We start from the raw sequence: 13,476 nt of genomic DNA, 5'->3' as shown, positions 1-13,476 counted from the left end.
TCAATGGCAGATTTTGAGAAAGACCGGTTTGGCCGGTATGTCACGCAAGGTTTATCCCCAAAGCAGTTCGACAAGGTATTTGACACCATTCATCAGGACCGGCAAAAACGTCGCCGCCAGAAAGCCAGGCAGTTAACGCCAGCCGTACTGAAGAATAAAAATTTGGATGAAATCCTGAAGCTGGGCAAGAAGCAGGTCGGGACCTTTTTTACCATAGACGACCTTAAATCGTTCGAACGAAACCGCAAACAGGTACGAAAGCAATACACCGGCACTCAGACTGGTATCACTCACGCGCAACTGGTGGCCAACTCACGCAGCATTGACGTTAAGCGTGCAAATAACAATGTTGATGACGGTTCTGGAATTACCAGTGCGGCCTTTAAAGGGATGCGCCATAACGTCGCATTGATTGACGTTACCGCGTCACAGCGATCCGTTCACAAGAATCACCGCGTTGAAATCCGGTTCGAAACATGGGACGAAGCATTAGAAGACGCAGCCGGTAATGACGTAGGCGCGCAGCAACGCATTGCGAAGAAAATGGTGAAGGATCGGGTATCAGTCAACTGTAATTGCGGGCGCTATCAATACTGGTATCGCTACATCGCGACCGCTGGCAATTTCACAATTGCGCCGCCAAAAGAGTACGTCTATCCCAAGTTAAAAAACCCAACGCTGGAAGGCGTTGCGTGTAAGCACATTATTCATGCCCTTACCCGTATGCAGGGTTCAGGCTGGCAAAGTCGCGTGCTGATGACGTTGCGGAAGAATGCCGCTGGCGAGCATTACGGAGACGATCCCAAAAAGACCACGGAATATTTTACGGACGATGAAATTAAACGCCTCAATCGTAACCGTAAGAGTCAGACTAATCAGCGAGCCGCTCGCGCCGAATTTAATCGTTACCAGGCACGTCTGGACGCACTGGCCGGGAAGCTTAAGGCGACTGACAAGCAGCAACTTACCAAGACGCGTAAGCAATTACTCAAAGCGCGAACCATTACCCAAAAAGAGCAGGCCCGCCGCGAAGCCGCGCAAAGAAAGCTGGAGGAAGCTACAGCCGAACGTGACGCGCTCAAACAGCAACTGGCCGATACGCTGATAATGCAAAAGCAAATATTCATAGACGCGCAGGTAATGGCTGGAAAAACGCCGGAACAAGCTCGTCGCGCTTACCTTGAACACGTTAAAAGTAAATTAGGCAATTAATATGGGACGTTTTGACAGTTTCTTTACCGACGATGAAGCAGCGTTACCTGAGAATGCACCAATTGAGGTTAATTCTGTACCTTATAGCAACCAAAATAACACCACTTTAATACCATTAAAGAGCCAAAACGGAACCAATACAGCTCAAAATAAACCACAGACTACTAATACCGAACCAGATAGCGCCACCAGCGCGCCAGATTCAACCTCTGCCGCATTTACCTTATTGAGTGAGGAAAGTGCGCCAGTAAGCGAGCAGGACAGCATAGAAGGCGTTACAACCAGCGAAGTCACCACGCAAGCCACATTACCTGCTGACATTGCCAGCCGACCGCAAACAGCCATGAAGGCCCGCTATTCTGGTCATGCCCTGTTTAATGACCTTGTACGCCGAGACTGGCAACTCGCTATTGCTGCCGATCCGTTTGCTTTCGATGCGCTGCTTTATGTACCAACTGATTCCAGCGCAACCGAAACCGATCCCGATGCTGGTGGCGATGACCATGACGAACCGGCATACACCGAAATCAATACTAATCAGAAAACCCTGACTTATGGCGATCCGGTAAAAGTGGCAGTGCTGGACTGCCCGGACGAACGCCCTGAATTTTCTGCCTCAGACAATGACGGCGATCTGGATGGTGGCATAGATGACGTTTTGATTTTACGTATCGCCCCGCCGCTGGAAGTGATCGATGCCAACAGCGACGAGGAAGCCGATCACCCGATCATTCGCGCCTTTGTGCCAGTTGGTTCAATTCTGGAATGGAATGAAGCCCTGGCGGATGGCTCTGAGTCACGTAGCTGGTGGTATGTCCATCGTATCTTTACCTATGGTACCGCGTCAGTAGGTTCGCTGTATTACTGCATCCCTGCGCGCAATTATGACGCCGTAATGGAGGCAACCAGTGAATAACCTCAATAACAGCCTTCTTGCCAGTCTTAAAGAAATCCACCTTGAGCCAACCGGCGAATATGAGGTGAGCGGCTTCCATGAAGTCGATGGTGCAGCAGCCAGTTACGTCAGCCGCATTTTTGATACTGCCTGCGTGAATACCGTAGGCACCGAAAACACGGCATATAACAGATTCATTGAAAGCGCCCCGGCTAAGCGTGTCGTCGTGGGTAAGTTCGATTCGCTGGTGGAATTTCTTCAGATGCTGCGCCGCTCGCGTGGGCGACCGAAAGCGCCGGAAGTAAGCACTGATGCCCTGCCAATAATCAATGTTAGCCGATCCTATGACGTCGTTTACTCCACCAGCGACCAGAAGCGAGATACTCGCGCCAGCCTGAAGCTGGAAACCATTGAAGATGGTAACGGGAAAACCTATGCGGCACTTGACCGTTCGCAGGCGGCACTGACTTATACAATTTCCGCGCTGGCATTTGAGAAAGAAACGTTATCGCTGATGCTTAACGCTGTTTCAATGCACCTCAAATTTGCGGTTCACCAGTCATTCAGTGTGCCGGTGATGCTGGCAAACTCGACCGTGGATCTGGATTGCACCTTTACCGACTCCCGCGATCTGATTTGGTCCGATATGTCGGCCCCCACGGCCACAGACCGCCTGTATGCCGCCTCAGTCACGCTGACAATAAATGCTGACGTTGTACGCGCGCTGGCTGTGAACGCGGTAACACACCGCGTAGGACTGTACTCAAGTGGGATGACGGCGCAGCATGGCTAATAAAGACTCCAGTAAGCAACAAATGAGCCAGCTCTTTCTGCAAACCGCGCATGTGATCATGGACAAGAAAGAGATTGAAATTCCGCGCCCGATGATTACCACGTCCTCCTATATCGAAGTGATGAACGTCCGTTCGCCTATCCTGCAACTAAAAATCCGAGACGTTAGCAATTACGTGACCAATGAAATCGGTTTGAAGGCCGGTTCGCGTGTAATCATTAAGATGGGCGGCGGCTTAGACCAAAACGGCGAGACATGGGCAGAAACGATGGTTGTAGTTTCCCCACCATACAGCGGCGACGTGCTGATGCTTAACCTTGTGCCAGAGGCGCTTTACATTCTCTGCCAGCCAGCTAACAAACCGGCGTTTTTCGTAGACAAGCAGCCGCTGACTATCCTCAAGGCGCTGATACCTTCAGGCGTGAAATTATTGCCAGATGGATTCCCGCGACTGGTCACGTATCACCTGAATATGGGCCAAAAGCCCACCAGCGTGCTTAATGAAATGGCTATAGATCATGGAGCGCGAACCTGGCTGGCACGGGGTACGCTTAATATGCGCCTGCTGGCGTCGCTCTATAGTCAGAAGCCTGCCTTCACCTATGAAATGAACAATCCTAAAGCGGCGCGAACGCTTATCAAGGTTAGCGCGATCAACCAGGACGAAACCTTTTTGAGTAAAGTGCGTTTTCGGTTTACGGGATACAGCGAAACCGAAGGGTTTATTTCCGTGGGCGATCCGTCCTATCCGGTTAAACAGGTATCTAATGCCGACCGCGCAAACCTCCGCAATCGTCTCTATGCCCTCATACCCAAAATTGACGCTGAATGCGAAGGCAACGAGGCGTTAACCGTGGGAATGGTGCTGGATATTATTATTCATCGCTACAACTCAGAAAGTGGGCTGGATGAGTCTGTACCACAGAAGATGATCATCATGAGCGTGACGCACCACGAAGACCGCCGCGCATATTTTTGTCGCATGATTTTAGGAGTTGTTGTCAGTGCATAAGATTGATGGCAAGCGCCGTGCCGTGGTGATCGCAACAGTGGCAAAAGGCAACAAAATGAAAGCGCAGGTTCGCGTCCTGGCTGATTGGGATGAAATGGGCGACGACGCGCTACCGTGGGCAGAGTACATGCTGCGGCTAGACCGTTCATTTGAGCCAACCAAGCCCGGCGATCTTGTATGGGTTGAATTTCCTTATGGCGGTGACAGCCGCCGACCGATGATAGTCGGAGCCGCGCAGGATTGGGCGGGTGGAGTGCCGAACGTGCCGTCAGAGGCATCTGGAGTAGGCGAACAATATCAGCCACCAGATAAGGACGGCGCGCCACCAGCCCCGACAATGAGTCCTACAGCGGATATGGTGAGTAATCGCGACGGCGTGTTAATCATGCGCACTGCAACCGGCGCGTACTCTATGACACGAACTGAAGACGGTACGACGATTGGATTTAATGATAAAGGCAACGTCAGCATTATGAGCGAAGGGCAAACCTATGTGAACGCGACCGGCCCTATTACGATTATTACTGCCGGTGACGCGAAAATTGAAGCTGGTGGAAAAATGTCATTTAAGGCAGCAGAAATGGAATTTATGGCTGACAAAATTAATATGAAAAGGGCTAAATAGAAAGTTTCTCGCTCAAATGATTTCACTACCTTGTTGTATCATCGATCAATTATCAGTAGGAGGAGTTATGAGCGAGATTATTAAAGATGCTGCTAATGATGCAGTGAACCATGTTAAAGAAACTTTTTCTCACCGTTTCAACGGTGCTTTTACAGCCTATGTTGCAACTTCTTGGGTTGCCTATAATTGGTCTAACATTGCATTGCTGTTCATGTCTAATGTGCCTGTTGAGCAAAGACTACAAGCTATCTATGGGCAAGATTGGTTATATACTCAATACCTTATCGTACCTGTTATGACTGGTTTTCTTTTATCCATTCTTATGCCTGGCATGAATGCTTTTGTGTCTAACCTAACAGCTATCTTTACCGCACATTCTGAAGCAGGTCAGGAATTAGCAAGACTAAAAGTAGGGAAAAAGTTAGCAGATGCAAGATTCAAAAAACTTAACGCCGAAGCAAATATTGAAAACCTTGAAAAGCGGAGAAATGTTTTAAACACGGAAACATTAATTCTTGAGAAAAAAACCGAAGAATTTGCTCAGAAGTTGAAATCAACCCATTGTGGTGTTTTGACACTTGTTTTGAGATCTAATAAATTAATCAATGATATCAATGGTTTGTCTTCTGAATTAACCTTTGAGGAAGAACAGTTTAAAAAATATTTAATTGAGCTTTTTACTAATGAAGAAAGGCAAGAAGCGCAACGCTGGCGTGAAAAAATAATTAGTATTCTTGGACTTGAAGCTGCAAATAGTCTCCTGAAAGGCGATCCAAAGTCTCTATTGATAAGCGATGAATTGATACGCGAGACTATGAACGTTGTTATAAAAAATGCTCATTCATCCGAATCTTCTGAAGCATCTTGACCTAAGTCATAAATAATTCATGTTTCCATGTTGGAAACATGAAAAAAGTACGCTATTATGTTTCCACGTTGGAACGTTTGAGGGAAAAATGCACGTTATCTCAAGGGGGCCGTTCAAGGAAGCGGCAGAAGATTTTCCAAACGATGCAACAGCATTGGATGCGACTTACCTAGTATTAAAAGGCGAAATTTTTGCGAATCCAGACGAGTTGAAGGCACAGTTTCCAAGCCTTGACCGGATGAAGTACAGGAACAAGTGGTGGGTGATTGATGTTGGTGGCAATAAGCTGAGAATTATGTTTTTTGCAGACTTTGAGCGAGGCAAGATTTTCATAAAGCACATAGTTACCCACGCGGAATACGACAAGCTGGTTAAGAAGTATCGGGAGAGTAAAGAATGATTACCGAAGCCATTCAGGCAACAAATAACCTGATTAAAATTGTCCCTCTTCTGGGGGGCAGTACCAATAAAAAAGATTACGAACAGGCGCTTGAACTGGTGGAGTATCTTGTCGAGCATGACCCTGATAGCCCGCTGGTAGATTTGCTGGCAGAAAAGGTGGCCCGCTATGAAGATAACGCGCCTGAGTTCGCTGAGTTCAACGCGCGCATTGCAGAAATGCCTCACGGCGTTGCCCTGCTACGTGTCTTGATGGATCAGCATGGGCTGACACAATCTTCATTTGTGGATGAGATTGGCCAGCGTTCGTATGTAAGCCGTATTCTGCGTGGTGAGCGCGTACTTACGGACAAACACAAAGCGAGACTTGCAGAGCGGTTTAAATTGCCGTTTGAAGCCTTCAATGAGCAAAGCACTCACTCAACCAAGCACGCCTGATCATTTCTTCCCACTTATAAACCCGCCATTGCGCGGGTTTTTTATGTCTACCGTATGGCCCGTGATAAAGATAAAAGGCTGTGTATGTATATTTATCTAATATATCATTAGAATAATAGACATCACTGGAGCCGTATCCATTGTTTACTCTTTTTAAAAATGCCTGCGTTTACTCGCTCAGGCGTGATGACGCTATCAACCTCGGCAGGCTGAACGAATTACTTTCCGCTTATCCCTTTTCTTCCTGCGGGGCACAAGATATGTCCCGTACTGGCTGGCGTCCAATCACTAAAGACAGCAATCAGTTTTGCTACATTACAGGCAAAAACATTCTGCTGGTGGCTCAGACCCAAAAGAAGATCATGCCGCCGCCAGTCGTAAAAGAAAACCTGGACGCACGCGTTGATAAGCTGGAGCAAGAACAATCACGTCGCCTGAAAAAAACGGAAAAAGACACGCTAAAAGACGAAGTGCTGCATACCCTTCTGCCGCGTGCCTTCACCCGTAACAGCTTTATTCAGATCTGGATTGACCTTGAGCGCCTTCGAATCGTCATAGATACCACAAGCCCGCGTAACGCGGAAAATGCGCTCGCCCTGCTGCGTAAGTCGATTGGCAGTCTGCCGGTTGTTCCAATCATGACCGTCAATCCACCAGCCTTAGAACTGACTGACTGGATCAAGCAACAGCGTGCGCCAGTACCTTTCGAAATGGGCGAAAGCACCTCTGCCAAAGTAATGAGCATTCTTGAATCAGGCGCGACCGCCACTTTCAAAAAGGAACCAGTAGGAAGCGAAACCCTGGAATCATCGCTTTCGGATGGGCGTCTCGTTTGTTCGCTGGCTATATGTCACGCCGGGGAATTCCTGACTGAAGTTACTTTGACTGACGATCTCATATTCAAGCGGATTGAATTCCCTGACGCCTTTAAAGACCGGAACGAAGATATCGCGGTAGATGAGGACGCGGATAAGCTGGCGCGTGCTGAAGCCGATTTCATCCTGATGTGCGACACCCTGGGCACCATTATCTCTGATGCTCTGGAAGCGTTTGGGGGCGAAAGTGAAGCCTGTCGGTAGCCATTTATTCAAGCTAACTGCAAAACAGCAAGAGGCGATTAACGCGACGCGCCGCGATAAAGGCGCAGATATGACCGGAATGTTGAAATGGAATGTTAGTTTCGCCTGCGGCAAGGGTTGCACGATGCTTTCTGACCAGTGCGTAAATCGGGAAGAAGCTATATATGCCGCTGTTGAGCGTTTTGGTTCGAAGGTAATCAATGTCAGCTAACGCACCAGCCTCCAGCGCATTTACCTATGGATCAGTATGCAGCGGCGTCGAAGCTGCAACGCTTGCCTGGGAAGCAATAGGCTGGCACGCCTGCTGGTTTTCAGAGATAGAAAAATTCCCTTCAGCCGTCCTGAAAGAGCGATGGCCAAACGTCCCAAACCTGGGCGACATGACCGCATTACCGGCGCGCGTACTTGCCGGTGAAATTCCTGCGCCGGATTTGCTGGTGGGCGGCACACCATGCCAAGCCTTTTCAATTATAGGGCTGCGTAAAGGGCTAAAAGATGCCCGTGGGCAGCTAACCATGACCTTTGTGGAGTTAGCCAATGCAATCGACACCGTGCGTCAGCGTGAAGGAAAGTCACCAGCCATCATCGTGTGGGAAAACGTGCCCGGCGTGTTCAGTCAGCATGACAACGCCTACGGCAATCTTTTATCCGCGCTGGCTGGAGACGATGAAGAATTTGAACCTGGTGAGCGACCTGAACACGGCAAGCGCAACGCCTACTGGAGCTGGAGCAAGAAAGCAGGTAAGCACTTTGCAAACTGGCCGTTCGCTGGTTGTGTTTATGGACCACAGCGCCGCCTCGCCTGGCGCGTACTCGATGCCCAACACTTCGGAGTGCCCCAACGACGTAAAAGAGTCTTTCTTGTGGCAAGTGCTGGAAACGAGTGTGATCCCGCCTCGCTACTTTTTGAGTTCGAAAGCTTGCAAGGGCATTCACGGGCGCGCAGTGAAGCGCAGGCGCAATCTGCCAGCATTATTCAAGATGGCGCTGCAAAACAGCATGACGGCGGTTTAACAGCTTTTGGAGGCGGTAATTGCAGTGGGCCTATACCTGTCACAACGACGCTCACTGCACACGGCAATCGTATGGACTTTGATACAGAGACGTTCATTGTCCATCAGCTACCACAGCTAACACTGCGCCGGTTGATGCCCGTTGAATATGAACGCCTTCAGGGTTTCCCGGTTGGACACACCCTGATTCCCTGGCGCGGTAAAGATGCCCGCCTGTGCCCTGATGCGCCGCGCATGAAAGCCGTTGGCAACAGCATGGCCGTGCCGGTTATGCGATGGCTAGGGAAAAGAATTGGACGATACATAATGAGCAATGATGCGATGAAAACTGACACTAATAAAGCACCAAAAGAACGCCATAAAGGAATCATAACAGCACCAATTCAACACCAAAACGGAACCAATAAGGAACAAAAAATTAGTTGTGTTGCAGTTAATCGTCCTGTCTTTAAATGGGCTGGTGGCAAATTCAGCGAGCTAGATAAAATAGCTGCGCATATGCCCGGTGGCGCGCGCTTGATTGAGCCGTTCGTTGGTGGTGGCTCAGTTTTTATGAATTTAAATTACCCGGCTTACTTATGTGCGGATTTTAACGGCGATCTGATTACCGCTTACACCATGATTAAAGAGCGCCCTGACCAGTTGTTGAAGATGATTAAGGACCGGTTTGAAACTGGCAATACACAACTGTCGTTCCTTATGGCTCGTGAGAAGTTCAATGACATGCGCTTCACTATGTCCGCACTGGAGCGCGCCGCCGATTTCATCTATCTCAACCGCCACTGCTACAAGGGTTTAATGCGCTATAACCTGAAAGGGGAATTTAACGTAGGGTTTGGGAACTACAAGCGCCCTTACCTGCCAGAAACTGAACTGAACACATGCGCTGAACGTTCGTCAAAGGTTGAGTTCCTTCACGCCACCTTTGCAGACACAATCAGCCACGCGGGTGCCGGTGATGTCATATTCTGCGATCCACCCTATCAGCCAATGCCGAAAACTGAGGGTTTTACATCATACGCGACTGGCAAATTTACGATGGCCGATCAGGAATCGTTAGTGCTTCATCTTAAAGCGGCTTGTGAGCGCGGGGCTAAGGCTGTGATCACAAATAGTAGCTCGGCATTGATTATCGAACTGTACAAGGATCACGGACTGACAATTAACCCACTACGTGCCCGCCGAAATATCAGTTCTAAAACAAGCACGCAGGCTTATGCAGATGACATCATAGCCTTATTTTAAGTGAATGTAGTGAAAATAAAGCATTGCAAAAAAGCACCAAACCAACACTAAAAAGGAACCAAATTGACACTCTTTTTATACCATCAAAATCCACATAAAAATTAATTAGATAAATAGACTTACATGAGGATGTTTTTCATATTAGTATGCGAAGGCTGCGTTAAGTTGCAGCTTTGTTAATAATTTTTATGAGGAATTTCTATGTCTGGTAATGGAGGCGACAATGCCCACAATAACGCTTTTGGTGGTGGTGGGCGCGGTCCTACAGGTGGTGTAAATACAGGTTCTGGTTCAAGTGGTAATGCAGGTCGTGGCAATGGCTACTGGTCAATGGATGGCGTTAAGCCAGGACCAATTAGCTATGACTCCACTGGCCATCCAATCATTAGCATCAATGATGGCCCTCATTGGGTCAATGATGATTCTCTGTATGGGTCTAATGGGAATGCCGGTAACGGTAATGTTCGTACAAGCGGAACAGCGAAGATTACTAACGGGTATCGTGCCGTAGTTAATGGTTATGTTTATACAGTTACCGTTGATGGAAATAATAACATCACAAGCGTAAGTCTTTATTCACGTCCGGCTTCATCATCACGTATAAACTGGAAAAATGGCGAAGAGTCACGCAAAAATTCAGCACGGGCGCAAGTACAAGCGCAATTAGATATTGTAAAAGCAGCCGCTGCTGCTGCTGCCAAAAAAGCGGCTGAAGAAGCTGCTGCGGCTGAAGCTAAACGCAAAGCAGAAGAGGAAGCTAAACGTAAGCAAGCAGAATGGGACGCAGCTCATCCTGTTGAAGCTGCACAACGTGATGTAAATAACGCCACAAACACCATCAATGCATCTCAACCGAGAGTGAACTCAGATAGCTCTCAGATTAGTAATAATAACTCAGCTATTGCCTCTAAACAGGCACGTGTTAATCAACTACAAGCAGAACTGGCAACGTATGAGAAAACGTACAATTTGATGGAGAGCGTAGCTGAATTGCGTCGTGCCCATGAATTATATGTACGTTTAATGGCTCCCCGATACAATGAAAGAGACGCTTTACAGTCTGAAATCATTACGCTTCAAAGCCAAAACACTTCTTTAAACAACGACCTTAATACACAAAGGGCTATTTTAAATAAAGCTCAAAGTGATTTGGCATCTGCAAACCAACGCTTAAGTAAAGCTCAAGCAGATGCAGAAGCCAAACGAAAAGCTGAAGCAGCTCGCCAGGCGGCAGAAGAAGCCCGCGTTAAAGCCGAGCAAGAAGCGGCAGCTAAAGCGAAAGCTGCGGCTGAGGCAAAAGCGAAAGCTGCGGCTGAAGCAGCAACTAAAGCCGCCGCAATTGAAGCTGCTAAGTCTCGTCTTGAAGAACCAAATGTTTTCAGTGTAAGTGCGCTTGCTGCGGCTATGGGTACGTCTACCACCCCAATGGCTTTCGCTGAAACAGGTTTGGGTTCAATTTCTCTTTCGGGTGCTGCTGCTACGGCAGCTTGGTCATTTGTTCGAAGCGTTGTAAGTGAGCTTTTAGGTATTGCTGCTGTCGGAACGGGTATGGGTGCTTTAATTGCCGCAATTGGTTATATACCTGGCGCTGGAGAAGGCAGTGATCAAGTTCCAGGGCGCAATAATATTAATATGTTTTCGACCGTGCTAGACCCAGCCGTACTTAATCTTCCCGATGATAATGCTTTGAAAGCAGCATTGAATAAAGGTGGAACCGTAACATCATCTATTCGTGGTCGTGTATTTTATGACAACGATCAATTTAATACTGAATTGGTACGAACCGAAAAGCCAACTTCTATTCGCGTTGTAAAAGCGGTTAAAGATGCAGTAACTGGTTTATATGGTTACACCGTGCCAGCAACAGACACTTTGCCATCACGCACTATTCTAGTTTCTCCCGCAACTGTGCCTGGAGCTGGTGGCCTTCCACCATTGGTTAATCCTGTAAACCACGTTGTAGGTGGGACCAATACTGGTAATCCGAACGTTCCTGATATAGACCTGAAAGTTACTTCATATCCACTAAGTGATGAGCCGGATTTTAATGACTTCATTCTGGTGTTTGAAGAGTTAAACTTGAAGCCGATGTATGTCATGCTTCAGGATAGTCTCGATGATGGTATTTATACTCGTAAGCAATTGGATCGGAAGTATAAACATGCCCCGGACTTTGGCATTAGCGATACTAAGAAAAACCGTGAAACGTTGACTAAATTCCGTGACGCAATTGATGCGCACCTGGAAGACCCCTCAACTGTTGAAAAAGGTACTTACGCCTTAGTTGAAGGTTCTAAAGTCTATTTTAATCCAAAAAATTTGCGCGTTGTTGTGTTAGATAAGGATGGGATGTTTATTTCGGGCTGGGTTCTGGACCCATTCAAGACTAACCAATATGATTTTTATATCAAAACAGGAAAACTAAGATGAGCCAGAGCTTATTACAATTTGCCAAAGATTTCGTTGCCGGTAAGATTTCAGCGGAACAATTTGCCGATCCTTATCAAGCTAAATGGAAAGCTGAACGTGATTCTGGTGCCTTATCAAAAGACCCAAGTGCTCTCAACGAAAAGCTATCCACTCTTTTCTGTTTAGCTGACCAGTACAATCCAGAGACAGACAGACATTACTCTGAATTTGACGCTGAGGAACTCAAGAAGCGTGTAAAAAATTTGCTGGAAAGTTAACAACTGACATCACGTTTACATTCTTCTAATTGCAGCCCGCACATGCGGGCTTTTTAACACCTTTTTGGTGCCTTTTAGGTAGTAAAGCGGATGCTTATTAACACCGAATTTGTACCAATAAGGTACAAAAATGAGGTTATTTCTTTCCAGCGAGACGGTAATGATTGACCGGAATATCTGGTAGCACTAAATTTGTACCAACTTGATGCTAAAATTACACAGGAATGGTGCCATGATTGTACTGCTTGGAAATGAGAAAGGTGGTTGTGGTAAATCGACGCTAAGTTGCAATATCAGCGCCGAATTGGCTCGTCAGGGCAAAGATGTACTTTTGATTGATGCCGATAAACAAGGAACCGCTTCGCGCTGGATTCGTGATCGTAACCAGAATGAAAGCCTACCTGTAATTCACTCGATCCAGAAATTCGACAATATCCGTGAAACCATACTTGATATGGCCAAACGCTACGAAATTGTTGTTGTCGATACTGCTGGCCGTGACAGTCGCGAACTGCGCACCGGCATGACTGCTGCTGATATCTTGCTGGTGCCCTTCAGGCCTTCACAGGCAGATTTAGATCTGCTGCCGCGTATGGAAGAACTGATTACTGCCGCTAGTGATATGAACCCTTCGCTCAAGGTTCGCGCAATGATAACGATGGCTCCGTCAAACCCGGTTATCAACGAAACCAAAGAAGCGCGTGAATATCTCGCTGAATATCCGCAAATGGAATTAATGCGCACGATCATCCGTGACAGAAAGATTTATCGTGATGCCCTTTCTGAAGGGAAAGGTGTAGTAGAGATGAATAACTCACAGGCTAAGGCCGAGATTCAGTTACTGGTTAAGGAGTTGTTGTAATGGTTAAGCCACGTTCTCGCGAAGATAAAAACACAGCAACTGATCCTGAACTGGAAAAGAAAATTGAAGCCTTTGCCGCTGGTGCTGATTTAAATCCCGGCGATAAGCCTGCCCCGGCAGAATTAAATAAAGACGCATCACGCGACTTTAAATCTATACGCGTGCCCTTCAATGAATATGAATACAACGTGTTGGATGAACTTTGCAAAAGCATAACCGTTCAAAGCTGAACATGATCCGTCATGCCTTGCTTCTACTGGCAGAGAAAGAGGAACAAAAGTAACGCCTTATTGAATCCGTTATGGTTCCTTTATGGTGTAAAATTGGTACAAAAAGCTCCTAAATGGA

General features: G+C 47.3%; 15 protein-coding genes. All 15 read left to right on the top strand.

Going from position 1 to position 13,476, the window contains the following annotated elements:
- Positions 1 to 3: 3 nt before the first annotated feature.
- The 15 genes from O3W44_RS22385 (at position 4) to O3W44_RS22315 (ending at position 13,358) form a co-directional block, all read left to right on the top strand.
- Entirely contained in the window at positions 4 to 1,212 is a 1,209-nt protein-coding gene (locus tag O3W44_RS22385) for a phage tail protein (RefSeq protein WP_269294929.1), read from the top strand.
- A gap of 1 nt (position 1,213) precedes the next feature.
- The gene (locus tag O3W44_RS22380; protein WP_269294821.1) at positions 1,214 to 2,128 is read left to right on the top strand and encodes a phage tail protein; all 915 of its coding nucleotides are present in this window, start codon (positions 1,214 to 1,216) and stop codon (positions 2,126 to 2,128) included.
- Complete coding sequence (locus O3W44_RS22375) at positions 2,121 to 2,900, top strand: hypothetical protein (RefSeq protein ID WP_269294928.1); 780 nt, start codon at positions 2,121 to 2,123, stop codon at positions 2,898 to 2,900. The genes O3W44_RS22380 and O3W44_RS22375 overlap by 8 nt, the downstream gene beginning before the upstream one ends.
- A complete protein-coding gene (locus tag O3W44_RS22370) occupies positions 2,893 to 3,912 on the top strand; it encodes a tail length tape measure protein (protein ID WP_269294927.1) in 1,020 nt (339 codons plus the stop codon). The genes O3W44_RS22375 and O3W44_RS22370 overlap by 8 nt, the downstream gene beginning before the upstream one ends.
- Positions 3,905 to 4,537, top strand: a complete 633-nt coding sequence (locus tag O3W44_RS22365; RefSeq protein ID WP_269294816.1) for a baseplate protein — start codon at positions 3,905 to 3,907, stop codon at positions 4,535 to 4,537. Before O3W44_RS22370 ends, O3W44_RS22365 begins: the two co-directional genes overlap by 8 nt.
- A 67-nt stretch (positions 4,538 to 4,604) precedes the next feature.
- Entirely contained in the window at positions 4,605 to 5,405 is an 801-nt protein-coding gene (locus O3W44_RS22360) for a hypothetical protein (protein ID WP_269294926.1), read from the top strand.
- Positions 5,406 to 5,493: 88 nt separating this feature from the next.
- Entirely contained in the window at positions 5,494 to 5,805 is a 312-nt protein-coding gene (locus O3W44_RS22355; protein ID WP_269294925.1) for a type II toxin-antitoxin system HigB family toxin, read from the top strand.
- Positions 5,802 to 6,242: a helix-turn-helix domain-containing protein gene (locus O3W44_RS22350; protein ID WP_269294924.1), complete on the top strand. Its 441-nt coding sequence runs from the start codon at positions 5,802 to 5,804 to the stop codon at positions 6,240 to 6,242. The genes O3W44_RS22355 and O3W44_RS22350 overlap by 4 nt, the downstream gene beginning before the upstream one ends.
- A gap of 140 nt (positions 6,243 to 6,382) precedes the next feature.
- Complete coding sequence (locus O3W44_RS22345) at positions 6,383 to 7,321, top strand: recombination-associated protein RdgC (protein ID WP_269294923.1); 939 nt, start codon at positions 6,383 to 6,385, stop codon at positions 7,319 to 7,321.
- On the top strand, positions 7,293 to 7,532 hold the full coding sequence (locus O3W44_RS22340) for a hypothetical protein (RefSeq protein WP_269294989.1): 240 nt from the start codon (positions 7,293 to 7,295) through the stop codon (positions 7,530 to 7,532). Before O3W44_RS22345 ends, O3W44_RS22340 begins: the two co-directional genes overlap by 29 nt.
- The gene (locus tag O3W44_RS22335) at positions 7,522 to 9,579 is read left to right on the top strand and encodes a Dam family site-specific DNA-(adenine-N6)-methyltransferase (RefSeq protein ID WP_269294922.1); all 2,058 of its coding nucleotides are present in this window, start codon (positions 7,522 to 7,524) and stop codon (positions 9,577 to 9,579) included. Before O3W44_RS22340 ends, O3W44_RS22335 begins: the two co-directional genes overlap by 11 nt.
- A 201-nt stretch (positions 9,580 to 9,780) precedes the next feature.
- The gene (locus tag O3W44_RS22330) at positions 9,781 to 12,009 is read left to right on the top strand and encodes an S-type pyocin domain-containing protein (RefSeq protein WP_269294921.1); all 2,229 of its coding nucleotides are present in this window, start codon (positions 9,781 to 9,783) and stop codon (positions 12,007 to 12,009) included.
- Positions 12,006 to 12,266: a colicin immunity domain-containing protein gene (locus O3W44_RS22325; RefSeq protein ID WP_269294920.1), complete on the top strand. Its 261-nt coding sequence runs from the start codon at positions 12,006 to 12,008 to the stop codon at positions 12,264 to 12,266. The genes O3W44_RS22330 and O3W44_RS22325 overlap by 4 nt, the downstream gene beginning before the upstream one ends.
- Positions 12,267 to 12,498: 232 nt before the next feature.
- Positions 12,499 to 13,128 carry a division plane positioning ATPase MipZ gene (locus O3W44_RS22320; protein ID WP_269294919.1) on the top strand — a complete coding sequence of 210 codons (630 nt, stop codon included), beginning with the start codon at positions 12,499 to 12,501 and terminating at the stop codon, positions 13,126 to 13,128.
- Positions 13,128 to 13,358: a hypothetical protein gene (locus O3W44_RS22315; RefSeq protein ID WP_269294918.1), complete on the top strand. Its 231-nt coding sequence runs from the start codon at positions 13,128 to 13,130 to the stop codon at positions 13,356 to 13,358. Before O3W44_RS22320 ends, O3W44_RS22315 begins: the two co-directional genes overlap by 1 nt.
- The last annotated feature ends 118 nt before the right edge of the window (positions 13,359 to 13,476 follow it).

It is taken from the genome of Pantoea sp. LMR881, from assembly GCF_027157825.1.
Lineage (GTDB): Bacteria > Pseudomonadota > Gammaproteobacteria > Enterobacterales > Enterobacteriaceae > Pantoea > Pantoea haifensis.
The sequence above is the reverse complement of the archived record's forward strand: the minus strand, read 5'-3'. Positions and strand labels throughout refer to the sequence as shown.